The sequence below is a fragment of the Fretibacterium sp. genome (assembly GCF_057312375.1).
Genome location: NZ_DBHLDX010000002.1, coordinates 1 through 22116, shown reverse-complemented (window position 1 = coordinate 22116; position 22116 = coordinate 1). Strand labels below are relative to the sequence as shown.

The window sequence follows — 22116 nt, the reverse complement described above, 5'->3', positions numbered from 1 at the left end:
TAGACCTGTTCTCGGATGCGGCGCCAAATTCGGCATTCAGCGCGAACCGCGCTCGACGGACATCAGGACGCGCCGCATCGTCCCCAGGTTGTCCAGTATCTTTCCGACCCCTAGGGCCACGGAGAAAAGGGGCTCCTCCGCCACGATCACCGGCGTATTGATCGTCCGCGACAGCCGTTCGGCAAAGCCGCGCATCAGAGCGACCCCACCCGACAGGATGATGCCACGGTCCACGATGTCCTTGGCCAGCTCCGGGGGCGTCTTTTCGAGCGCCACCTTCACCATGTCCTCGATGCTCAGGAAGATCGGCTCCAGAGCCTCCCGGACCTCCAACGAGGACACCATGTCGCTCTTGGGCAGGCCATCCGAGAGGTCCCGCCCCTTCACGGACATCTCCAGTTCCGGGGACAGGGGCAGTGCGGAGCCGATCGTGTTCTTGACCTCCTCCGCCGTCGTCTCCCCGATGAGCAGGGCGTAGCGCTGACGGATCATCGCGATGATGGCGTTGTCCATCGTCCGGCCTGCCGTGCGCAGGGAGCTGGTCACGACGATGCCTCCGAGGGAGATGACGGAAACCTCGCTCGTCCCGCCGCCGATATCGATGATCATGCAGCCGTTAGGCCGGTCGATGGGAAGGCCCACGCCGAGGGCCGCAGAGATGGGCTCCTCCACGACGTAGGCCTCGCTCGCCCCGGCCCCCAGGGTCGCGTCAACCACCGCCTTGCGCTCCACTTCCGTCACCTCCGCGGGGACGGAGATGACCACGCGCGGATGCACCATGAAGGAGCCGCTGCCGCCGGCCCTCCGCAGGCAGTAGCGGATCAGCTCCTCCGTCATGTCGAAGTTCGCGATGACGCCGTCCTGGAGGGGCCAGATCGCCTCCACGCCGCCGGGCGTCTTCCCGGACATGGCCTTGGCCTCCCGCCCTACGGCGATGACCTCAAGCCCACCGCCCCGCGGCAGCTTGCGAATGGCCACCGTCGAGGGCTCGCTGAGCACGATCCCCTTATCCTTGACGTACACCACGATGTTGGCGGAGCCGAGGTCAATCCCAACATCCAGCCCCAAAACACCGGACAGGTACTTGAACATGCTTCTTCATCACCCGCAGTTTTAAACTCAAAGGGCCCCTGCCAACGCGCAGACGGGCTTTCAACATTAAAAGCGCTTAAGACTCCACGGGCCAGAAGGGGTTGTGTGCCCTCTCCTTTCCGATGTTCGTCTCCGGACCGTGCCCGGGCAGGACGCGAAGGTCGTCCGGCAGCTTCGCCAGCCGCAAGAGAGAAGCGTTCAGCTTTGCCTCGTCACCGCCGTCTAGGTCCGTGCGCCCCACGCTGTGGGCGAAGAGCGTGTCGCCGGAGGCCAGAACCTTCTCGTCCCCCTCCGCAATAAGATAGCACACGCCGCCCTCGGTGTGTCCCGGCGTTTCCATGACCCGAGCCTCAATTTTTCCAACCCTCAGGGTCTGTCCCTCCGCGACCTCCTGAAAATCGGTGATGGGGTCGCAGTGAATCCGAAGTGCGGTCTGGAGCGACTCCGGGGGATTGCGCAGGAGGCGGGCGTCGCCGCGCCCCACATAGACCTCCGACCCCACGAGGGACGTGAGGTCCCGGACTCCGGCGATGTGATCGAGGTGTCCGTGGGTCAGGAGAACCTTCCGCAGTTTTAGGTTATGGGCCTTGACAAACTTCAGCACCTCCGAGGCGTCGCCGCCCGGGTCGATGAAGAAGGCCTCGCCGTCCTCGTCCCAGAAAAGATAGCCATTCGTCCACAACGCCCCCAGAGGGAAACGCTTGTATTGCATCTTAAGCACAGCCTCCCGTATCAAAACAGCGCAGAGTTCGCCTTCCCGCCCCATTTACCTTCTGTCCGCAGTGTCCAGGAAGAGCGTGACGGGGCCGTCGTTGAGGATCTCCACCTCCATGTGCGTCTGGAATATCCCGCAGCCCGTTTCCAGGCCATGGGCCCTGACCCTCTCGACAAAGTATTCGTAGAGCTCCCGGCCCTTCTCCGCCACCGCCGCTCCCACGAAGGAAGGACGCCGCCCCTTGCGGCAGTCGCCGTACAGCGTAAACTGGGAAACCAGAAGGGCAGCGCCACCCACGTCCAGAAGGGAGAGGTTCATCCGGCCCTCCGCGTCCTCAAAGATCCTGAGGTTCACGAGCTTCTCAGCCAGCCAGTCCGCGTCGGCCTGCCCGTCCTCCGCCCCAACCCCCAAGAGGACGCAGACGCCCCTTCCGATCCGGGCCGCCTCAACTCCGTCCACGGAAACCGCCGCTCTCGAAACCCTCTGAACGACCATGCGCATGGCCTCTACCCCCTCGTGACCTCGATGATGTCCTTGACCGCGTTCAGCTTTGCGATGACCCCATAGAGGTGTTCCAGGTCGCGGACCCTCAGCTCGATCTTCATCCTCATCAGGCTGTTGCCGATCGTCGAGGCCTTGATGCCCGATATGCTGCCCCCTCCAAGCCCGATGGACTGTGCTGCGTCCCGGATCAGGTTGGCGCGGTCCACGGCCTCGGCCTTCAGCCGCGCCGTGTACAGTTTGCCGGAGGGGCGGCCCCAGGAAACCTGCACCACCCGCCCCATCTGGGCGTTCAGGATGTTGGGGCAGTCGATGCGGTGTATCGTGATCCCGCGGGTCCTCGTGGAGTACCCCACGATGGCGTCCCCTGGTATCGGCGCGCAGCAGTTCGCCAGGACGACGCTCACCCCGCCCTCCCCCTCCACGATGATGTCGGAGTCGTGCCGGCGGACCGGAGGGTTCTCCTTGACGAGCGTCGAGAGGTCGTCCGCGGGGTGACGCTGCTGCAGGTAGGCCAGGACCAGCTTCTGCGCCACGGTGCTGGGGCCGGAGGTCCCCGCCCCCACGGCCGCCAGCACGTCGTCCTTCCCGGACAGGCCCAGGTCCCGCGCCACCTTGTTCAGTCCGGGGACGAAGTCCTCCTGGTTCTCGACGGTGAGGCCACGCTTGCGCAGCTCCTTTTCCAGGGCCTCCCAGCCTCGCGCGATCTTCTCGTTTCGATCCGTCTTTTCGGCCTGGCGGAAGTAGTTGCGTATCTTGCTCCTGGTCTTGCTGGAGCGCGCGATCTTGAGCCAGTCCTGGGACGGCGACCCCTGAGGGGAGGTGATGATCTTCACGATGTCGCTGTTGCGCAGCTGAGTGCTCAGGGGGACGATGCGACCGTTGATCATGGCCCCCACGCAGTGGTTGCCCACCTCGGTGTGTACCGCGTAGGCGAAGTCCAGGGTCGTGGCTCCGTTGGGCAGCACGAGGGGCTTGCCCTGCGGCGTAAAGACGTAGACGTCCGACGTCAGGATGTCGCTCTTGAGGAGCTCCAGGAACTCCTCCGGGTCCTGTCCATCCCCCTGCTCCGCCTCCAGCGCCTGACGCACCCACATCAGCTTGGCGTCCAGGCTGTCCGCGGCAGCGCCCTTCGACTTGTAGAGCCAGTGGGCGGCGATGCCGTACTCCGCCAGGTGGTTCATCTCATAGGTCCGTATCTGGACCTCCATGGGAACCCCAAAGGCCATCACCGTGGTGTGCAGGGATTGATACATGTTGCTCTTCGGCGTGGCGATGTAGTCGTCGAACTGGCCGGAGATAGGCGCCCACATGGCGTGGACGATCCCCAGCACGGCGTAGCACGTGGACACGTCCTCCACCAGGACGCGGATCGCCAGGATGTCGTAAAGCTCGTCAACGGAGAGCTTCTTTCGCTGCATCTTCTCGTAGATGCTGTAGTAGTGCTTTGCGCGCCCCTTGATCCTGCAGGGGATGCCCTCCTTGCCCAGCCGCACCTCAAGGGCTTCGATCCCGCGCTTGATGACGCTCTCCATCTCAGGCAGGCGGCGCTTTACCTTCCGCCGGATCTCCTGATAGACGTCGGGCTGAAGGTAGCGGAAGGAGATGTCCTCAAGTTCCCGCTTGATCTGGTAGATGCCGAGGCGATGGGCCAGGGGGGCAAATATCTCAAGGGTCTCCCTGGCGATGCGCTCCTGCTTGTCCCTGCGCAGCGCCCCCAGGGTCCTCATGTTGTGAAGCCGATCCGCCAGCTTGATCAGGACGACCCGGATGTCCCGCGCCATGACGATGAACATCTTGCGCAGGTTCTCCGCCTGATAGCCCTCCATGGACATGAAGGGCAGCTTGCCCAGCTTGGTGACCCCGTCGACGAGGGTCACCACCTCGTCCCCGAAGCCCTCTCGAAGCTCGTCCTTGGTGACGTCCGTGTCCTCCAAGACGTCGTGGAGCAGGGCCGCCGTCAGGCTGGCCAGGTCCAGCCGCATCCCCGCCAGGATCAGCGCCGCGGAGAGCGTGTGGACGATATAGGGGTCCCCATTCGTGCGCTTCTGGTCCGCGTGGGCCCTGGCCATGAACACGAAGGCCCTGCCCAGCTGGTGCATCTGCGAGGGTGTCAGGACGGCCATGGCCTTGGACCAGAGCTCCTGCCAGATCGTCCGCACCGCCTCCGTCAAGCACTGCTTGGGGATCTGGACCAGAAAGGAATCGCGCAGGGCCGCCATCTCCCGAAGGTCCTCGTTGCCCGACAGGGCGGGCACGCTGTTTAAGATGGACCGCAGCGCGTCCCGGTCGGCGTGAATCCCCGAAGGGGAGGGGGCGGAGGGTGAGGAGGCTGCGCCAGCCTCCACGCCGGGCTCCGCTCCCGCCGTCAGATCGTCATCCTTCACTTCCACCGCCTCCTCTCCAAGGGGGGTCAGGCTCAAACCACTACAGCATAGTCCAGAATGAACTGTATCTGCTCCTCGTTCCTCCAGTAGTCCAGGCGCGGATGATAGACCCACCCCTTGATGCCCGACGTGTCCTGCAGGTCGGGGGCAGCGTTGAAGGCCAGGAGTTTGACGTTATCCACGCGGACGGTACTGTGTTTCCCGTCCCTTCCCAGGGGCTCCACCCGGTCCTCCACGCTGCTGGCGCAGTAGAACAGGGGGCAGGGATTGTCGTTCCCGAAGGGCCCCAGTTCCGTGACCGTCCGCCAGTCGTCCAGGGATATCCGCGCCGGGGACAGGTTGATGGCGGAAACGACCTCCTCCTCCACCCCAAGGTCGGCCAGGAGCTCCTCCAGTCTTTCCTCCACCTCGTCCCAATTCTGGGCCAGAACGGAAAATCCGGCGGCATAGCGATGACCGCCCCAGGCGTCCAGCAGGTCCGATATCTCGCTCAGGATACCCACCGCGTTGCCGCCCGCGGGGACCCTGAGGGTTCCCCGAATCTTCTCTCCCACGGGGGCCGCCAGGGCGACGGCACTGCGGCGCTGAGCGCAGATGCGGCTCGCAACGCCGCTCAACACGCCGACGGGCCAGGACTCGTCGAACATCACGTGCCGGTCGTCCTCCCCGTTCTCCCGAATCTTCCCCGCGATGCGCTCGGAGATCGCCTGGCGCCTTCGATTCACCTTGATCAGCTCGCCCGCGCACTCGTAGACCGCGTCGTCGCCGCCCATGCCCAAGAGGGCCCGCACGGAAACGTCGGCGCAGGAGATGCGCCCGGGCGCGTTTAGGCAGGGGATCACTCGCATGGAGAGCTGCTCCTCGGTGAGCTGTCGGGCGTTGAGCCCCAGGCGGCTGAAGAGCGCGCTCAGCCCCCGCCGCGGATTCGTCCGCATCAGCCGCATCCCGCGGCGGACGAAGGACCGGTTCAGGCTGTTGAGCGGCATGCAGTCGGAGATCGTCGCGAGGGCCACCAGGTCCAGCGCGTACTTGAGCCAGTCCCGCGGCAGGATGTCCTCCTTCCACGCCCAGCACCAGAGCACCGCCGTGGCGCAGAGCTTTCTGGCCTTTCCGCCACCGTCCGCGCAGGGGTTGACGATGGCGTGAAAGGCCGGCGCCTCCGCGACGGTGTGGTGATCGAAGACGAAGACGTCCAGCCCGCGCCGCTCCAGGTCCTCCAGCATTTCCGAGTCGTTGGTGCCGCAGTCCACCACGACGAGGGTGTTGCAGCCTCCGCGAACGACCTGCTCCAGCACCTCCGCGTTGAGCCCGTACCCCTGGACGTCGCGCCTGGGGATGAAGTACCGGACCTGGACGGCCTTGTGGCGAAAAATCTCCATCGCCAGGACCGTCGCGGAGATGCCGTCCGTATCGTAATCCCCGTAGATCAGCACGTTTCCAAGGGAGCTTTTGGCGTTCCACTTGTCCCGCGCAGCGGCGCTGGCGGCACCGAGGTCCAGGGACTCAAGGAGCCTCTCGAACTTAGGATTCATCCAGTCCTGGGCGTCAGCGATGTCCATGATTCCTCCCTGCTGCATCATCTGAAGGACCATCGCCGTCAGCTCCGAGCAGGGAACGCAGCGTGCCAGGCTGCGGGTGCTCTCCCCCATCTCAAAAAGTTTCAAGTTGGAATCCATACAGGTCGACAACAAAGGCTTATCCCCTCAAGCTCCAGGGGTCATCGCGCACGAGTCGCCGGTCCTCCCCTGAAGACTGCAATTTTATTCCGCCTGACGCCCCGCCGCTGAGAGGGGGGACGGACGCCCCCGTCCGCGGCGCTCCAGAAAGTAGGCCTGAAGCAGGCGAACGCACTCGTCCTCCAAGACGCCCCCCTGGACCTCAGAGCGGTGGTTCAGGCGCGTGTCCCGAAGGATGTCGTACAGGGAGCCTCCCGCGCCCGCCCTGGGGTCCCAGGCGCCAAAGATGACGCGGCTCACCCGCGCGTTCACACAGGCCCCCGCGCACATCGGGCAGGGCTCAAGCGTGACGTAGAGGGTGCAGCCGCTCAGGTTCCAGCCGCCCCTCGTCGCCGCGGCCATGCGGATGGCCTGAACCTCCGCATGAGCGGTGGGGTCGGCCGCCTTGGCGTTTCCGCCCCAGCCCAACGCCCGGCCGCCGTCCACCACGATGGCTCCCACCGGGACCTCCCCGCAAAGCAGGGCGCTACGCGCCTGCTCCAGGGCGCGGCGCATAAAAAAAAGGTCGTCCACTTCGCCTCGTGGCGATCTTTCAAAGCCCCTAGAGGCGAACCTTCAGGACCAGCTTGCGGATCAGCCCGGCCTGCTTGAAGTAGACGTTCGGCTTGTGCGCGTCCTCCGGCATGAAGAGGATGAAGTGCCCAGGAGGCGCCTGAAGGTAGACGCCCTCGCCGCTGTAGAGGGCTACGTCCCGCTCGTCGGAATAGGCTTCCACCTCCTGAAGGCTGGAGGTCAGGGCGTAGCCGAACCACTCCTCACCGCTCAGCGTGACGTGGACGTCCAGGTAGCGCCGATGGGCCTCAAAGAGCGCCTCTCCCAAGAGCCTGGACTTGTTCTCCTGGACGTCGAAGAAGACGTCGTCGCCGTCGATGGAGTGGCGTCCCAGGGGCAGGGCGGAAAGGTCGTGCTCGGCAAGGTAGGTCAAACCCATCCTGACCCTGGGCCCAAGTCCGCCGTAACGGGAAGGGTATCGTATCGTTCCTAAAATCATCGCTCAATCTCCCCAATCAAGTCCGGATGCGTCCGTAACCATCCTCATTAACAAGCTTCGCAGCCGTGGAACGGCCTGCTTAAAGACGCCTTTTGCCCCTCTTCTTCGGGATGCAGCGCCCCCGTAAAGCGAAGGGCCAAACGGCGTCCAATTGGTCTATTATACGCCTTGACGCCCACATCCCCAACAGGCGCGGGGACGGTGGGACGAAATATCCTTCCGAAAAGCGCTCACCCTGCCTCGCGAGCGCGCCTGACCTCAGCGTCCCGCTCTGACACGATGAGCGCCCGGCCGAAGTTGCAGAGGGCGGTCAGGGGGCAGGCGCCGCACTGCGGAGCCCTGGCGCGGCAGATTGCCCTGCCGTGCTCGATCATGTTCACGTGTCCGCCGAGGTAGCGCGAGGGCGGAGTTTCCCTCTCCAGCAGGAGGGAGATGTCCTCCGCCGGCGCCCGCTCCGCCGCGAAGCCGACCCGCCGCGCGATGCGCCCCACATGGGTGTCAACGGGGAAGGCGGGAAGCCCCATGTCGAAGAGTAGGACGCAGGCCGCCGTCTTGGCCCCCACCCCCGGCAGCGCGACGAGGTAGCGCCGCGCCTCGTCACGCCCACGCTCCGCCAGGGGGGCGATGGAGTATTCGCCGAAGTCCCGCTTGACGATATCCAGAATCTCAAGGATATGCCGGGCCTTCGTCGGCGCCAGTCCCGCGGGGCGCACCGCATCCTCCAGCTGGGCTGCCCCGCCGCGGACGACCGCATCCCAGGAGGCAAAGCGCTCCTTCAGGCGGGCGAAGGCGGCGTCGCGGTTGCGGTCGTTCGTGTTCTGCGAGAGCACCGTCAGGACGAGGCCCTCCAGCGGCTCCCCGTGCCCCAGCTGCGGCGGGTTCGCCTCGTTGTGCCACAGGGCCTCCAGGTGATCCAGGACCGAGAGGATCCATCGGGACAGCATCCGCTCCGGAGCCAGGGGCTCGCCCTGAGGCCCGGAGGGCGCTGCGGACGCCGCGCTGAGGCGGCTCATCGCCCGCGCCCCCTCCTGGGAACGCGGTCCTCGTCGTCGCCCCGCTCCCTGGCGCGCCGCCCTTCGCCGCTCGAACGCCCCTTCTGCAGCTTGGCGCTGTCCTTCAGCATCCGCTCGAGGCACGCCCTGACGAGGCCGTGGACGGAGCCCTTGGTGTAGGACCCGTCCTTGTGCTCCCGGCCGGCCTTCGTTCCGGTCAGAAGTTCGATCCCCTCGTCGATCGTGTCCACGGCCCAGATGGAAAAGCGTCCCTCATGAACCGCCTGGATGACCCCCGCGTCCAGCATGAGGTTCCGCACGTTCGCCCGCGGGATCATCACGCCCTGGTCCCCCGTCAGCCCCTTGAGCCGGCACAGGCTGAAGAAGCCCTCGATCTTCTCGTTCACCCCGCCGATGGCCTGGACGTTTCCGAACTGGTCCACGGACCCGGTGACGGCGATCCCCTGCCGGAGCGGAAGCCCCGACAGGGCGGAGAGCAGGCAGTAGAGCTCGGTGGAGGAGGCGCTGTCCCCCTCGATCCCGCCGTAGTTCTGCTCGAAGGTGATGCGCGCCGAGAGCGTCAGCGGCATGTGCCGGGCGTACTTTCGCCCCAGGTAGCTGGAGAGGATCATCAATCCCTTGTTGTGAATGGGCCCCGTCATGCGCACCTCGCGCTCGATGTTCACGATGCCCTCCTGCCCCACGAAGACGTTCGCCGTGATGCGCGAGGGATGTCCGAAGCGGTAGTCCGTCAGGTCGATCACCGACAGGCCGTTGATCTGCCCCACGACCTCCCCCGTCGTGTCCACGCGGATGGTCCCGTCCACAAAGGCCCGCGTCAGCCTCTCCTGGTAGAGGGCGGAGCGGTACCGCTTGTGCTCGATGGCCTTCCGCACGTGCTCCCGCTCGACGCGCTTCCCCTCCCCGGACTGGAGGACCGCCCAGGCGTTGGCCTCCGCCAGGAGCTCCCGGAGCCTCCCCATTTCGGTGGAGAGCCGCTCCTGGTCCTCCGCCTCGCGGCTGGCCCACTCCACGATCTCCGAGAGGGCGTCCGCACCGAAGGGCCGCAGCTTCTCCCGCCTGGCGATGCCCGCCACGCAGCGGGCCAGCTGACGTTCCGAGGCGGCGCTGCGCGGCATGTCCACGTCGAAGCTCGCCTTGACCTTGAAGAGCTTCTGAAACTCCGGGTCGTAGTACTGCAGCATCTCGCAGATGTAGGGGGAACCGATCATGATCACCTTGAGGTGCATCGGGATCGGGCTGGGCCGCAAAGAGGACACGGGGACGGCCCCGTACTGCTCGCCCAGGTTTTCGATGGAGGCCGTGCCGGTGCGCAGCAGGCGCTTAACGGCCTCCCAGGACATGAAGTTCATCAGGACCTTCTCCGCGTCCAGCACCAGGAAGCCGCCGTTGGCCCTGTGGAAGGCGCCGGCGGCAACGCGGCGGAAGTCCGTGTACAGATACCCCTGCCGGCTCTCGTACTCCACCTTGCCCGCCAGGTTGCAGTACGTCGGATTCGTTTCCCAGATCACGGGCGCCCCCTTCTTCGGCGCGTTGTTGACGAAGAGGTTGGCCTGATAGCGGGTGAAGTCGACCTCCGCGGACTCGTCCCTCATCGAGGTGACGAAGGCGCCGAAGTTCTCCACGACGTCCTCCGTCATGCGGGCGAACCACTGGGACAGGGGACCGTTCTCCCTGTAGGCCTCGCAGACGTCCGCCAGACAGGGGGCGATCGCAGCCCGGCAGATATCCGACTCAAGCCGGCTGATGCGGTCCTTGAGGTCCTTCTCCATGTCGCGGATACGGCGCAGGCCCAAAAGCGTCCGCTGGGAGACCTCCTCGGAGAGCTCCTGATAGCGCTTCTGCTCCCTGCTGTCCAGCGCCTCAAACTCCTCCTGCTTGATCTCCCGGACGACCTTCTTGCCCTCCTCGTCCTTCCCCTCCACCAGAGGGATGTTGACGAAGCCCTGCGGCGTCCGCTTCAGCAGAAAATGGTGCTTTGCCGCAGCCGCCTTCAGGCCGTCCATGATGGCCCCCGCCTTCTCCTGAAACTCCTTGACGTACTGCGCCTTGGCGTCCTCGTACTGGCTCTGCTCAAACGCCTTGCTGATCGTCACCTTGAGGTCGTTCACGAGGGCGTCCAGCGCGGAAACCAGCTTCTTTCCTCCCCCGGCGGGGACGGAGATCGCCAAGGGCTCGCCCGGCTCGTCAAAGTTGTAGAGGTAGAGCCAGTCGTCCGGGGCCGGGAGGGCGGCGGCCCTCTTCCTCAGGCTGTCCAGGGCGTAGCTGGTGCGCCCGCTGCCGGGCCGCCCCAGCACGAAGACGTTGTAGCCCCTTCCCGGGACGGAGAGCCCGAACTCCATGGACTCGATGGCGCGCTCCTGGCCGATGAGCCCGGCCGTTCCCGCGCCGGGCGCGGAGATGTCGTCCGTATCCTCCAGCTTCCAGCTGTCCGTCCTCTTGACCTTCCTGAGCTTCTCAGGCAGCAGCTTCCATTTATCCCTCAAATCGTCCCCGCCTTATACTGTCAAGTCGTAAAGCCCGCGCCCCGTGTCCACAGCGCCCCCCGGCACGAAACCGAATCGAGGGGAAGCGCACAGGGCCCCGGTGCATCAGGCAATTTGTTTATTGTACCAAAGATTCGGGGCGCAGCTTCCGCCCTCCCGGTGCCCACGAAAAAATGCCGGCGACAACCATACCGCCCGTCCTGCCCTTTTCACAGGGGCATCCTGCCTAAAATTGCGCACCGCGAGGCCCGCTGGCGCACCTGATATAATTGAGGCGAAAAAGGTCTATTGATGGCACAATTACTTCAAAAAGTCACAAATTTCGGAGGTCGTGTCTTGTTTCAAAACATCGTGAACCAAATCCTGTACTGGCTGTGGCCCTCCCGCATCCTGAAGCACTTCAGCAGCTTTCTCGACCGATGGCAGAGGGCGGACGCGCGGGAGAGGGGCATCCTCCTCCTGGTGTTCTCACCCCTGGCCGTCTGCCTCGGCGGACTGCTATTCAGCGTCTTCTCCTTCGTCCTGTTCGTCCTCCCCTCCTTTGTCCTCAGGGTGCTGGGCTGGGGGCTCCTGGCCGGGCTCTGCGACGCGGGCGGAAGCTTCCTCTACGAGCGCGCGACGGGGAAGGGCCCCCGCGCCCGAGCGACCGCCGACCCCGGCGCCTTCCGCGACGCGCCCTACACCGACGTGTCCTTCACCGAAAACCCCGGCTCGGAGGGGGCGGAGGAGCAGGGCCGCAGAGAGGATATCCAAAAACGATGGTTCGAGCGCGTCCGGGGGATGCGTTGGAAAAGATGACGGACAAACTCGTCCGCTTCAGCGTCACCATGCCAGAATCGCTGTTCAGCGAGTTTGAACAGCGCGTCCGCCGCTCCGGCAGGAAGAATCGATCCGAGGCGCTGCGGTTTTTGGTGCGCCGCTACCTCGCCGAGGAGAGGTGGCGCGGGGACGAGGGGGAGGTCTATGGGACCGTCACGCTCGTGTACGACCACCACACTCCGGGCCTGACCGGTGGCCTGACCGAAACCCAGCACCGTCACGGGGACGTCATCCTCTGCTCCACCCACGTCCACGTGGACGGCGACACGTGTCTGGAGTGCGTCCTCCTGCGAGGGGGGTCGTCGAGGATCCAGAGCTTCATCGAGGCCCTGAGGCGCATCCGGGGCATCAAGAGCCTGGAGTCGGTCATCACGTCGGGGGCCTAGGGGTTTTCCTGCCGCTCCAGCAGGTCCGGCCACAACGGCATCCAGGCCCGCGTCTGCACCAACCCGATGTCCAGGTACACCGCCAGCATGGACCTCCCCGGATAGCCAGAGGAGGACAGCTCCTGCGGCAGGGGGATTTGTATCTGCAGCCGGGTCCGAGGCGCCGTCAGTTCGGGCCCGTGCTCAAGGGCAAAGATCGTCTTGCCCCCCGTGAAGGCGCTGGCCCGCGTCAACGCCAGCGAGGGGACCTCCCTGGCCCACACGTCCAGTTCAAGCCCGTTCATCAGACAAAACCGCGCGAGCGACAGAAGGTCCTCCATCGCGAAGGGGATCGAGGCATCGACGATGACGTTCGTCAGGCTTCCCCGGTGGAGGTGCCAGAGCGAGGGCAGGGCCGTGTGCAGGTCCCTTCCCTGCTCCACCCGTGCCGTCCGCAGGGACGGAGGCAACGCCTGGGAGGCCGGCAGAGCGCGGTGCAGCAGGAGCCCCTCGAACCTGGCCGGCTCCTGCCAGAGGGCCGCCGACCGGATGCTCCTGTTGTTCCAGACCGAGTGTACCAAAACGGGGGCGTCCCGGAAACAGGAGGCGAAGGGGGAAACCAGCGTCGCGTCCAGCAGGAAGCTTTCCCGGTTCGCCTGCATGACAAGCGTCGGGTTGAAAATCCCGAAGAAGCTCTGATTGACCGCCTGCGATGGCAGCATGACCGCCTTCACCATTCGGGAGCCGCTCACGTCCAGGCCGCAGAGGTCCCCCTCGTCGGACGCGAACAGCGCCCAGATATCCCGAAGCCCGGACTGCAGGGGCTCCCCGCGCTCCACCCTCCGCTCGCCCAAGTCAACGCTCAGGCAAAAGACGTTTCCGTCCTCCGTAAGGGCGAAGAGCTCGCCGAGCGGTGACCACAGGACGTCCCGCACCAGCGGGACCTCCGCGAAGAAGAAGTCGCGCCGGCCGGAGGCGTTCAGGACGAAGACCCGGCCGTTTCCACGATCGGCGACGGCCAGCCAGTCCGCGAAGCCCTCCACGGCCACGGGCTCGAAGAGCATCTCCCCCTCCGGAGGGGTCCAGCGCGCGAGGGGCTTCAGGGTCGCGCGATCATAAAAGGCGACGTCGCGCGACACGGGGTCCGCCACGACGAACTCCGAGGCGGATATCCACGCCGCGTCCACCACGTGCGAGGGGATGGCCCCGACCCGATCCGGGGACGCCGGGGCATCGGGCAGGCCGGAAAAGGAGCGGACGTCCCCGCTCACCCCGAAGGTCCAGAAGGTTCCATCCCCCGCCGGCAGCGCCGCCGCAGGGCGCTCCACGGGGATGGAGCGAAAGGCCCCCTCCCCTCGCGACCTCAGGCACACCTGGTTTCCGAGGGTGTCGGCCAGGCACAGGACGTCGCCCAGAGCCTTGACCTTGCCGAGGCCCTTGATGCTGAAGGGACGGGTGAGCCCCGTCCGCCACTCCGTCTGAAGGTCCGGCTGCGAGAACTGCCAGCGGAGGGCAAGGGGGCGGGACCCGACGATCATCTGCAGCGTGCGGTCCTGTTCCACGAAGCCCTTCATGATCCTGAGCGCCGTGCCGTCCATGGGGCGCACCTCGAGGTAGCCGGTCAGTGCGGCCCGCGCCTCATCCCCTTCCCCCATGCGCTGCAGATTCAGCGCGCTCAGGAGGTAGTAGTCCACCAGGTACGTGTTCGCCTTCAGGGCGCGGTCAAGGTAGTCCTGCGCCCCCCAGTAGTCCCGCCCCAGAAAGTACCCGTAGGCCCGGTTGAAGTGCCGCTCCGACTCGTCCAGCTGCGCCCTCGGCAGCTCCGCCCCCCAGGCGCGCGGCGCCGTCAGGCACACCGCCGCCGTCATCATCACAAGGATCGTCTTCCTCATCTTCTGCTCCTCACGCTGTCTCGAACGTCGTTTAAAAAAGCCGTGGAGGCGACGCGGCGCCCAAAGCGGCGCAAACGCGCGCCGCACGAGGCCCCTCGCCTCCTTTTCGATAAAATTTATTATAGCCTATCGGGCGCCTCCTGCGCCGACCGCCAAGGCGGGGTATCCGATGGGACGGTCCGGGCGACGCCGGCCACCGCAGGAAGGAATGTTAAAATACGTGCGGTCTTGAGAAGCGAAAGGAGCGCGTGGTGATGGTGAAAGAACGGATCAGGGTCCCCGTCGACGACGGCGTGGCCGGTCAGCCCCTGACGATCTCCATCGGCGCGGCGATGGGCATGGCGGCCTGCGGGGACGAGTTGGAGGCTCCGCAGGCCGCGCCGGAGGAGAGGAGCGCCGCCGCGTCGTTCTCCAAGGCGGTCCTGCAGAGGGCCCGCGCCGGTGGCGGCAAGTGGACGGTGCGGGTCCTGCTGACCCCCAAGCCTGACGCGAGGCAGCTGGAGGGGCTGGCGCGGGAGGCGCGCAGAGGGTTGGGGACGGGCACCCGCATCGAGGACGGGGCTCTCGTCGTGCAGGGCGATATCCCCGACCGCCTGGAGGACTGGTTGAGGAAGCGCGGCGTCCCAAAGGTCATTCGGTGACCGAGGGCCCGGACAGGGATCGGACGAAGGAGGCTGCCCATGCAAGAGACGTTTGCACCGCCCTTTTGGCATCCTGCGCTGATGGAGGCGTTCATCCTGGATTGGGACGGGGTACTGGCCAGCACGAAGCTGGATTTTCGCGGCGTTCGTGAAAGATACTTCGGCGGAGAGGCCGTCGTGCCGCTGTTCGAGCGCGCCGCGACGCTGCCGCCGCCCCTGAACGAGGAGGCGCGGGAGGCCATCGTCCGCGTCGAGATGGAGGGAGCGGCCCGCGCCGTCCCCGTCGAAGGGGCGCCGGGCCTGCTCCGCTGGCTTGAAGAGAACGGGAAGCGCTGGTGCGTGGTCTCTCGCAACTGCCGCGAGTCCATTCAGCTTGCCGCGGAGCGCTGCGGCATCGCGCTGCCTCCCATCGTGATGAGCCGCGAGGAGGGCGTCGCGAAGCCGGACCCAAGGGCCCTGACCCTGGCGGCCCAACGCCTGAACGCGGCGCCGGCGCGCTGCGTCATGGTGGGGGATTTCGTCTTCGACCTGCTGGGAGCCAGGCGCGTTCCCATGCGGTGCGTCCTGGTGGAGGGCGACGCCGCGGCCTGGGGACACCTGGCCGACGCCTCCTGGGGCACCCTGCGGGGCTTCCTGGACGACCTTCGGTCGCCCCGCCCGCTCGTCCCGTGGGAGTACCGCGCGGAGGCGGCCCGCAGGGGGGAGGCTCACTTCCGCGCCGTGGGAAACGCCTCGTGGCGCATCGGCAAAGGACGGGGACTCCGCCAGGCGATGGCGTTGGCGCGGCGGGGGGCCGTGCGCCTCGTCGTGCCCTCCGACGCGACCCTGAGCGTCCACGAGTGGGAGGGGACGGACCTCCCCGCGCGCCTCATCGGCCAGCCCCTGACGGAGGTGCTCCGCGAGGTCCTGGCGCAGCGGTGGCCCGCCGTGACGGTGTGCCCGGACGACGGGGGAACCGAAGCGGTCGGCCTGCCACCGGGGGCGGACGTCGATGAAGCGATCGAAAGCGCCCTGTCTCGCCTTCAGGGACCTCAGGCCTGACGGCTCCTCAGGAGGTCGCAGAGCAGGAGCCACTCCGGTCCCGACACGTCCTCGGCCCTGACGTCCCGCGCCACTCCCGCCTCCCGCAGCAGCGCGCCCCAGTCCGGTATCCCCTTGAAGCCCTTCAGGTTGTTGTGCAGGGTCTTTCGCCGGTGCGCAAACGCCCGGTGCAGCAGCTCGCTCCACAGCCCGTCCGCCAGCAGGCTGTGGCACCGCTCCACGCGGATCTCTACGAGTGCGGATTCCACGCGCGGGACGGGGCGGAAGCAGGAGGGGGGGACGCGCCGGACGCAGGCCGTCCTCCCCATGACCTCCAGCGTCGCTCCAAGGGGGTAGCGCTCCCTGGTGTCCGCGGGGGCGATGAGGCGGTCGGCGGCCTCCTTCTGCACCATCAGGAGGCAGTAGGCCAGGCCCTTCGGGGCGAGGGCCAGCAGGCGCCAGATCAGGGGCGTCGTGATGCTGTAGGGGATGTTGGCGATCACCTTCGCGGGGAAGGGCGCGAGGGCGGCGAGGTCCGTCCGCAGCGCGTCGCCCCAGTGGAGGCACAGGCGCCCCTCCGACGCCGCGGCCAGCGCCTCCAGCTCAGGCCGCAGGCGCTCGTCCAGCTCGACGGCGTGCAGCAAACAGCCCCGCTCCAGAAGGGCGCGCGTCAGGACGCCCTGCCCCGGGCCGACCTCCAGGACGACGTCGTCCTCCCCCACCCCTGAGCGCTCGACGATCTCCGCCAGGACGCCGCGATCGACCAGGAAGTTCTGTCCCAGGCGGCGCAGCGCGTGAAACCCGCCCGGCGCCCTGCCGTGCCCTGCCCTCAACGTTCGGCCGCGTCCTTTTTGACGCTGGCGCTGGCGCCGCCCGTGAGCCTCATCAGCCGGTCGGGCTCCACGGGAAAGAAGGCGTGGTCCGTGCCCGCCGCCGCCCAGACGACTTCATACCGGAACAGGTCCTCGTCCAGCACCGCCCTCAGCGGCTGCGGGTACCCCAGCGGGGGGACGCCCCCCACGCGGAAGCCGTAGCTCCCGTACACGTCGTCCGCCGGCATCATCCGGCAGCGGCGTCCGCCGAAAGCGCGGGCCACGGCCTTGGAGTCGATCCTGTTCGAGCCGCTCATCAGCACCAGGACCGGCTCCCCATCCACCAGGCAGACGAGGCTCTTCAGAATCTCCCCCGGCGGCACGCCGATGGTGGCGGCCGCGTCCTCCACCGTGAAGATGCTCCCCTCCACGACCCTGATCTCAACGTCCCGGGCGCCCGCGGCATCCAGCGCCCTCCGTACCCTTTCAACCGCGTCCCGGCCCTGGGGCATCCTGTGCTCTCCCCCTGTGCAAAAGGAATGTTGCGGGCACGCCCGCAACGTTATTCTACACTATGGAGGCCCTCGAAAGGGGGCGCGAGGCGGGAAACGGGGATTTCCGCGCGGCGCTGGCGTCAAGGCCCCACTTGCGGCGCGTGTCCTAAAATGCTAATATACGCTTCGGCCCTGCACTCAGGATGTCGTCTTGGATCGGACGAATCCCTGGTCATGCGGCACGATTAGAGACAGAGGTGAACGTAATGATCTCAAAGGAAAAGAAACAGGAAGTCATCAGCGAGTACCGAACGCACGAGTCCGACACCGGCTCCCCTGAGGTACAGGTGGCTGTGCTGACGGAGCGCATCCGCGAGCTGACGGAGCACTTGAAGGCCCACAGCAAGGACTTTCACTCCCGCCGCGGCCTTCTGAAGATGGTCGGAAGCCGGCGCAAGCTCCTGCGCTACCTCAAGGACAAGGACTTCAACCGCTACAAGAGCCTGATCGAGCGCCTTGGCCTGCGCCACTGATCGGCCCCGACCTCAGGCTTTAAGTAAAGGGTTCCGCTTTTTTGGAGGTGTTTCGCTTATGAAGAAGGACATTCATCCCGAGTATCAGGATTGCAAGGTGACCTGCGCCTGCGGCAACACGTTCACCACCCGTTCCACGATGAAGGAGATCCGCGTCGGCGTCTGCTCGCAGTGCCATCCCTTCTACTCCGGCAAGAAGGGGCGCGTCCTCTCCGAAGCCGGCCGGCTCGAAAAGTTCCAGAAGAAGTACCAGGGCATCCACTACGGCCAGAAGACGGACGTTTAGCAGAGAGGAAGGAAGGGGCCCGCAAGAGCCCCTTTTTTTATCATGCCCTGCACCGTTGCCCTGTTGGCGCACACGCCCCATCCGGACGAGCTGGTGGCTGCGGCGGCCCGCATCTGCTACAGGGACGTCACGGCGGCGGACCTCCTCGCCGGAGAGAGGGAGTCCCTCTCCGAGGCGCTCCTGGACCAGCTATGGCAAAGCGGACACCTTTCCACCTTCGAGCACGCCTCCTTCACCTTCGCCGTGGACGGGCTGAGCCGCGTGGCCTCGCACCAGCTGGTGCGGCACCGCATGGCCAGCTTCAGCCAGCAGAGCCAGCGCTACGTCAGGATGACGGGCTCCTCGGTCATCGTCCCCCCCTCCGTCGCAGACATGCCTGAGGCCGAGGCGCTGTTCCGGCGGCAGGCCGAGGCCGCTTTCGCCGCCTACCGGAGGCTCATCGAGCTGGGGGTCCCGGCGGAGGACGCCCGCTTCATCCTGCCCCACGGCTGGGAGACGCGGCTGGTCCTGACGATGAACGCGCGGGAGCTGCACCACTTCTTCCACCTGCGCCTCTGCCGCCGCGCCCAGTGGGAGATTCGTGCACTGGCCCGCCAAATGCTCGTCCTGTGCAGGCAGGAGGCCCCCGTCCTGTTTAAGAAGGCCGGTCCGTCCTGCATTTTTGGCGCCTGCGGCGAGGTCAAACCCTGTGGCAGGCCGTTTAAGGATATGGAGGATCTTCTTGTCGAGGATTAAACTTTGGCTGCTGGCCGCCATCGCGGCCTCCCGCCTTGCGACCGGGGAGGCGAAGCGCGTTCCCGTGGGAGGACAGGCCGTCATCGAGGGCGTCCTGATGAAGGGCCCCGCCCGATGGGGTCTGGCCGTCCGCAGGCCCACCGGCGGCATCTTTCGCGAGCACTGGCCCAACAGTTCCCGGACGAAGCGCTTCCCCTGGAAACTGCCCGTCCTTCGCGGGGCGGTCGTCCTGTGCGAGATGATGGCAACGGGGTTCAAGGCGTTGTCGCGCTCCGCGGAGGTCGCCCTTGAGGAGCAGGAGGAAACGCTGACCTTCAAGGACCTCCTCATCGCCATCGCGGTCGGCATCGCCGCCGTGGGCGGGCTCTTCGTGGCGCTGCCCCTCTGGGTCGCTGAGCTTCCCGGCCTGTCCCCCCTGTGGACCAACGTGCTTGAGGGCGTCGTCCGGGCGCTCATCTTCATCGGCTACGTCGGAGTCATCGGACTGTGGGGCGACATTCGCCGCGTGTTCTGCTACCACGGGGCCGAACACAAGACGATCAACGCCTTCGAGAGCGGCCTGGAGATGACGCCGGAGAACATCCTGACCTGCTCCCGCATCCACCCCCGCTGTGGGACCTCCTTTCTCCTGATCGCCGTCCTCGTCAGCATCGCCGTGTTCTCCATCGTGGGAGGGGGCAGCTTCTTTCGTCGCGTCGTCCTGCGGGTCCTGCTCCTACCCATCGTGATCGGCACCTCCTACGAGATCATCCGCTTCGCCGCGGACTCCGGCCGGCTGGGGCGCATCGTCATCGCCCCCTTCCTCTCCCTGCAGTACCTGACGACCAGGGAGCCGGACCTCGGACAGGCAGAGGTGGCCCTGACCTCCCTGAACACGGCGATGGGGACCGGGGACGACGAGGAGGCTCCCGAAGGACAGCCCGTTAAGGAATCAATGGAGGACAACTCATGAACATCGAGCCCAAGCTTCAGGCCATAGAGAAGGAGTTCCTGGACATCGAGGAGCGGATGGGGGACCCGGCCACGGCCTCGGACCCCAGGGCGCTTCAGGACCTGGGAAAGAAACGAGCTCAACTGGAGCCCGTCGTGGAGAAGTACCGCGCGTACCGCGCCGCCGTCGCCAGCATCGCGGAGGCCAGGGACCTCCTGAAGGGCGGCGACCCGGAGATCGCGGAGCTGGCCAGGGAGGAGCTGAGCGAGCTTGAGCCCCAGATCGAGAACTTTGAAAAGGAGCTGACGATCCTCCTTCTCCCCAAGGACCCCAACGATGAAAAGAGCGTCATCGTGGAGATTCGAGCGGGCGTCGGCGGCGACGAGGCAGCGCTCTTTGCGGCCGACCTCTATCGCATGTACACCCGCTTCTGCGAGCGGCAGCGCTGGAAGATCGAGGTCATCGACAGCAGCCTCATAGGCCTTGGCGGCTATAAGGAGGTCATCTTCCGCATCGACAGCCACGGCGCCTACAGCATGATGAAGTACGAGAGCGGTGGGCACAGGGTTCAGCGCGTGCCGGTGACGGAGGCCAGCGGCCGCATCCACACCTCAAGCGCAACGGTGGCGGTGATGCCCGAAGTGGAGGACATCGAGATCGAGATACGCCCTGAGGACCTGAAGATCGACACCTATCGCTCCAGCGGCGCCGGAGGACAGCACGTCAACATGACGGACTCCGCCGTGCGCATCACGCACCTGCCGACGGGCATCGTGGCCACGTGTCAGGATGAGCGCTCTCAGATCAAGAACCGAGCACGGGCCATGGCCTACCTCAAGGCCAGGCTGTACGCCCTGGAGCAGGAGAAACAGAACGCCGAACAGGCCAGCGAGCGCCGCGGCATGATCGGGTCCGGGGACCGCTCCGAGCGCATCCGCACCTACAACTTCCCCCAGAACCGCATCACGGACCACCGAATCAACCTCACCCTCTACAAGCTGGACAGCTACCTCGACGGCGACCTCTTCGAGATGATCGACGCCATGATCCTGGCGGAGCAGACGCAGAAGCTCGAACACCTGGAGGACTGATGAGCGCGGGAAGCGCAACGCTGCGCGCGCACCTGACGTCCATCCGAAGGCGCCTCTCCGCCGCGGGCGCGGCCAACGCAGACCAGGAGGCGCGATGGCTGCTCTGCGACGGCCTCCACCTCTCCTCGGCGGAGCTCCTGGCACATCCGGAGCGGGAGGTCGTCCTGCCGGAGGCGCTGGAGGCCGGGATACGGCGCCGGGAGGCCGGAGAGCCCCTGCAGTACGTCCTGGGGACGGCGGACTTCTGGGGGCGCGACTTCCGCGTGGGACCCGGCGTCCTCGTCCCGCGGCGGGACACGGAGGTCCTCGTTCGGGCCGCCCTAGACCTCTTCCCGCAGGACGCGCCCTTCACGTTTCTGGACTGGGGCACGGGGAGCGCCTGCATCGCCGCGACGCTCCTCCTGGAGCGCCTCCTGGCCCGCGGCATCCTGGCGGAGCGGTCGCCCGACGCCCGAAAATGGGCTGCCGAGAACCTGGCCCGCTGGGACCTGAGCTCCAGGGCCCACCTCCTCCCCACCGACGCCCCGGAGGACATCGCCGTTCAGGGCGAGTGCGACCTCCTGATCAGCAACCCCCCCTACGTTCCAAGAGGCGCGATCCCGCACCTCATGCGCGAGGTAAGGGACCATGAGCCCCACCTCGCGCTCGACGGAGGCGAGGACGGGATGGACTGCTACCGAGCGCTCCTGGCGAGCGCGCCGACGTGGCTTAAGCCAGGAGCTTTCGTCATCTTTGAAACGGGAGGGAGCGATCAGGCCCGCGCCATTCGGGACGTTGCGGAGCGCTCCCCCGACCGGGTCTTCTCGTTTCTTCAGGGGATCGAGGACGACTCCGCAATTCTTCGTTGCGTTGTTTTAAAATATCGGGGATAATACTTAAAGAACGGCTCTGGCGCGCGTCGGAGGACCTGCAAGGGCTGCCCCGCCCGGCGGCCAGGCTGAGGCGAATCAATCATTAACTTAATTTTAAGGAGTCGATGAAGTTATGGAAAAGCGTGAGCTCGTTATCATTGGCGCCGGCCCTGCGGGCATGTCCGCGGCCATCTATGGACGTCGCGCCGGGCTGGACGTCCTCCTTCTGGAGAGGGGCAGGACGGGCGGGCAGATCAACACCACCGACGAGATCGAGAACTACCCCGGAGTGCCGCACGCCACGGGACCCGAGGTAGGCGAGATGCTGCACCAGCACGCGCTGAAGTTCAACACGGAGATCCGCACGGTGGACGACTCCAAGGTCGAGCTCCGCGGCGACAAGAAGATCGTCGTCACCAAAAAGGGCGACGAGACGAACGAGATCGAGGCCGAGGCCCTCATCGTGGCGACGGGCGCGCACTTCCGCCGTCTGGGCTGCGAGGGCGAGGCCGAGCACATCGGCCAGGGCGTCAGCTTCTGCGCCGTCTGCGACGGCGCCTTCTTCGAGGACCTCGAGGTCGCGGTAGTGGGCGGCGGCAACACCGCCGTCGAGGAGGGCGCCTACCTCACGAAGTTCGCCTCCAAGGTCTACATCATCCACCGTCGCGATGAGTTCCGCGCCGACCGCGCGGCCATCGCCCAGGCGCTCTCCAACCCCAAGATCG

23 protein-coding genes are annotated in these 22116 nt (G+C 66.2%); 11 read left to right on the top strand and 12 right to left on the bottom strand.

Annotated elements, in window-relative coordinates:
* Positions 1-36: 36 nt before the first annotated feature.
* The 9 genes from mreB to ACO41U_RS00685 form a co-directional block, all read right to left on the bottom strand.
* Positions 37-1092 (bottom strand): rod shape-determining protein, encoded by a 1056-nt coding sequence (mreB, locus tag ACO41U_RS00725; RefSeq protein WP_298779316.1) that lies wholly within the window; start codon positions 1090-1092, stop codon positions 37-39.
* Between the two features lie 76 nt (positions 1093-1168).
* Complete coding sequence (locus ACO41U_RS00720; protein WP_298779314.1) at positions 1169-1804, bottom strand: MBL fold metallo-hydrolase; 636 nt, start codon at positions 1802-1804, stop codon at positions 1169-1171.
* Positions 1805-1858: 54 nt separating this feature from the next.
* A complete protein-coding gene (gene dtd, locus ACO41U_RS00715; RefSeq protein ID WP_485941074.1) occupies positions 1859-2308 on the bottom strand; it encodes a D-aminoacyl-tRNA deacylase in 450 nt (149 codons plus the stop codon).
* 5 nt (positions 2309-2313) lie between these two features.
* Positions 2314-4695: a RelA/SpoT family protein gene (locus ACO41U_RS00710; protein ID WP_298779309.1), complete on the bottom strand. Its 2382-nt coding sequence runs from the start codon at positions 4693-4695 to the stop codon at positions 2314-2316.
* Positions 4696-4727: 32 nt separating this feature from the next.
* Positions 4728-6383, bottom strand: coding sequence for a single-stranded-DNA-specific exonuclease RecJ (locus ACO41U_RS00705; protein WP_485941073.1), 1656 nt, complete (start codon positions 6381-6383; stop codon positions 4728-4730).
* A 72-nt stretch (positions 6384-6455) separates the two neighbouring features.
* Entirely contained in the window at positions 6456-6944 is a 489-nt protein-coding gene (locus ACO41U_RS00700; RefSeq protein WP_485941072.1) for a nucleoside deaminase, read from the bottom strand.
* A gap of 28 nt (positions 6945-6972) precedes the next feature.
* Positions 6973-7422, bottom strand: coding sequence for a NanQ anomerase/TabA/YiaL family protein (locus tag ACO41U_RS00695; protein ID WP_298779303.1), 450 nt, complete (start codon positions 7420-7422; stop codon positions 6973-6975).
* Between the two features lie 230 nt (positions 7423-7652).
* Positions 7653-8435: an endonuclease III domain-containing protein gene (locus ACO41U_RS00690; RefSeq protein WP_485941071.1), complete on the bottom strand. Its 783-nt coding sequence runs from the start codon at positions 8433-8435 to the stop codon at positions 7653-7655.
* Entirely contained in the window at positions 8432-10921 is a 2490-nt protein-coding gene (locus ACO41U_RS00685; protein ID WP_485941070.1) for a Lon protease family protein, read from the bottom strand. Before ACO41U_RS00685 ends, ACO41U_RS00690 begins: the two co-directional genes overlap by 4 nt.
* Before the next feature lie 336 nt (positions 10922-11257).
* Here ACO41U_RS00685 and ACO41U_RS00680 point away from each other — a divergent pair, with 336 nt between their 5' ends.
* Both ACO41U_RS00680 and nikR read left to right on the top strand, forming a co-directional pair.
* The gene (locus ACO41U_RS00680; protein ID WP_298779297.1) at positions 11258-11719 is read left to right on the top strand and encodes a hypothetical protein; all 462 of its coding nucleotides are present in this window, start codon (positions 11258-11260) and stop codon (positions 11717-11719) included.
* Positions 11716-12126 carry a nickel-responsive transcriptional regulator NikR gene (gene nikR / locus ACO41U_RS00675; RefSeq protein ID WP_485941069.1) on the top strand — a complete coding sequence of 137 codons (411 nt, stop codon included), beginning with the start codon at positions 11716-11718 and terminating at the stop codon, positions 12124-12126. Before ACO41U_RS00680 ends, nikR begins: the two co-directional genes overlap by 4 nt.
* Here nikR and ACO41U_RS00670 read toward each other — a convergent pair.
* On the bottom strand, positions 12123-13997 hold the full coding sequence (locus tag ACO41U_RS00670) for a YncE family protein (RefSeq protein WP_485941068.1): 1875 nt from the start codon (positions 13995-13997) through the stop codon (positions 12123-12125). The genes nikR and ACO41U_RS00670 overlap by 4 nt on opposite strands.
* 254 nt (positions 13998-14251) lie before the next feature.
* On the opposite strand from ACO41U_RS00670, the gene ACO41U_RS00665 reads away from it, so the two are divergent.
* Both ACO41U_RS00665 and ACO41U_RS00660 read left to right on the top strand, forming a co-directional pair.
* Positions 14252-14638, top strand: coding sequence for an SUI1 family translation initiation factor (locus ACO41U_RS00665; RefSeq protein WP_485941067.1), 387 nt, complete (start codon positions 14252-14254; stop codon positions 14636-14638).
* Between the two features lie 39 nt (positions 14639-14677).
* A complete protein-coding gene (locus ACO41U_RS00660) occupies positions 14678-15679 on the top strand; it encodes an HAD family hydrolase (protein WP_485941066.1) in 1002 nt (333 codons plus the stop codon).
* On the opposite strand, the gene rsmA is transcribed toward ACO41U_RS00660, so the two are convergent.
* Together rsmA and ACO41U_RS00650 are read right to left on the bottom strand one after the other, a co-directional pair.
* On the bottom strand, positions 15670-16491 hold the full coding sequence (rsmA, locus tag ACO41U_RS00655) for a 16S rRNA (adenine(1518)-N(6)/adenine(1519)-N(6))-dimethyltransferase RsmA (protein WP_485941065.1): 822 nt from the start codon (positions 16489-16491) through the stop codon (positions 15670-15672). The genes ACO41U_RS00660 and rsmA overlap by 10 nt on opposite strands.
* Positions 16488-16982 (bottom strand): YbaK/EbsC family protein, encoded by a 495-nt coding sequence (locus ACO41U_RS00650; RefSeq protein WP_485941064.1) that lies wholly within the window; start codon positions 16980-16982, stop codon positions 16488-16490. Before ACO41U_RS00650 ends, rsmA begins: the two co-directional genes overlap by 4 nt.
* A 248-nt stretch (positions 16983-17230) precedes the next feature.
* Between ACO41U_RS00650 and rpsO the strand changes: the two genes are divergently transcribed.
* The 7 genes from rpsO to ACO41U_RS00615 all read left to right on the top strand — a co-directional run.
* A complete protein-coding gene (gene rpsO / locus ACO41U_RS00645; protein WP_298781109.1) occupies positions 17231-17497 on the top strand; it encodes a 30S ribosomal protein S15 in 267 nt (88 codons plus the stop codon).
* 58 nt (positions 17498-17555) lie between these two features.
* Complete coding sequence (gene rpmE, locus ACO41U_RS00640; protein ID WP_015556617.1) at positions 17556-17783, top strand: 50S ribosomal protein L31; 228 nt, start codon at positions 17556-17558, stop codon at positions 17781-17783.
* A gap of 42 nt (positions 17784-17825) precedes the next feature.
* Complete coding sequence (gene thyX, locus ACO41U_RS00635; RefSeq protein WP_485941063.1) at positions 17826-18518, top strand: FAD-dependent thymidylate synthase; 693 nt, start codon at positions 17826-17828, stop codon at positions 18516-18518.
* Positions 18505-19470: a DUF1385 domain-containing protein gene (locus tag ACO41U_RS00630; RefSeq protein ID WP_485941062.1), complete on the top strand. Its 966-nt coding sequence runs from the start codon at positions 18505-18507 to the stop codon at positions 19468-19470. The genes thyX and ACO41U_RS00630 overlap by 14 nt, the downstream gene beginning before the upstream one ends.
* Positions 19467-20540 (top strand): peptide chain release factor 1, encoded by a 1074-nt coding sequence (gene prfA, locus ACO41U_RS00625; RefSeq protein ID WP_485941061.1) that lies wholly within the window; start codon positions 19467-19469, stop codon positions 20538-20540. The genes ACO41U_RS00630 and prfA overlap by 4 nt, the downstream gene beginning before the upstream one ends.
* Positions 20540-21412, top strand: a complete 873-nt coding sequence (prmC, locus tag ACO41U_RS00620) for a peptide chain release factor N(5)-glutamine methyltransferase (protein WP_485941060.1) — start codon at positions 20540-20542, stop codon at positions 21410-21412. The genes prfA and prmC overlap by 1 nt, the downstream gene beginning before the upstream one ends.
* A gap of 112 nt (positions 21413-21524) precedes the next feature.
* On the top strand, positions 21525-22116 hold a 592-nt coding region (locus tag ACO41U_RS00615), incomplete at its 3' end, for an NAD(P)/FAD-dependent oxidoreductase (RefSeq protein ID WP_485941059.1).

Coding starts and splice junctions, on each gene's coding strand:
- ACO41U_RS00695 (WP_298779303.1), bottom strand. CDS start 7,422: ATGATTTTAGGAACGATACGATACCCTTCCCGTTACGGCGGACTTGGG.
- ACO41U_RS00665 (WP_485941067.1), top strand. CDS start 14,252: ATGGTGAAAGAACGGATCAGGGTCCCCGTCGACGACGGCGTGGCCGGT.
- dtd (WP_485941074.1), bottom strand. CDS start 2,308: ATGCGCATGGTCGTTCAGAGGGTTTCGAGAGCGGCGGTTTCCGTGGAC.
- ACO41U_RS00720 (WP_298779314.1), bottom strand. CDS start 1,804: ATGCAATACAAGCGTTTCCCTCTGGGGGCGTTGTGGACGAATGGCTAT.
- ACO41U_RS00690 (WP_485941071.1), bottom strand. CDS start 8,435: ATGAGCCGCCTCAGCGCGGCGTCCGCAGCGCCCTCCGGGCCTCAGGGC.
- rpmE (WP_015556617.1), top strand. CDS start 17,556: ATGAAGAAGGACATTCATCCCGAGTATCAGGATTGCAAGGTGACCTGC.
- ACO41U_RS00650 (WP_485941064.1), bottom strand. CDS start 16,982: ATGCCCCAGGGCCGGGACGCGGTTGAAAGGGTACGGAGGGCGCTGGAT.
- rpsO (WP_298781109.1), top strand. CDS start 17,231: ATGATCTCAAAGGAAAAGAAACAGGAAGTCATCAGCGAGTACCGAACG.
- ACO41U_RS00670 (WP_485941068.1), bottom strand. CDS start 13,997: ATGAGGAAGACGATCCTTGTGATGATGACGGCGGCGGTGTGCCTGACG.
- mreB (WP_298779316.1), bottom strand. CDS start 1,092: ATGTTCAAGTACCTGTCCGGTGTTTTGGGGCTGGATGTTGGGATTGAC.
- prfA (WP_485941061.1), top strand. CDS start 19,467: ATGAACATCGAGCCCAAGCTTCAGGCCATAGAGAAGGAGTTCCTGGAC.
- thyX (WP_485941063.1), top strand. CDS start 17,826: ATGCCCTGCACCGTTGCCCTGTTGGCGCACACGCCCCATCCGGACGAG.
- nikR (WP_485941069.1), top strand. CDS start 11,716: ATGACGGACAAACTCGTCCGCTTCAGCGTCACCATGCCAGAATCGCTG.
- ACO41U_RS00660 (WP_485941066.1), top strand. CDS start 14,678: ATGCAAGAGACGTTTGCACCGCCCTTTTGGCATCCTGCGCTGATGGAG.
- prmC (WP_485941060.1), top strand. CDS start 20,540: ATGAGCGCGGGAAGCGCAACGCTGCGCGCGCACCTGACGTCCATCCGA.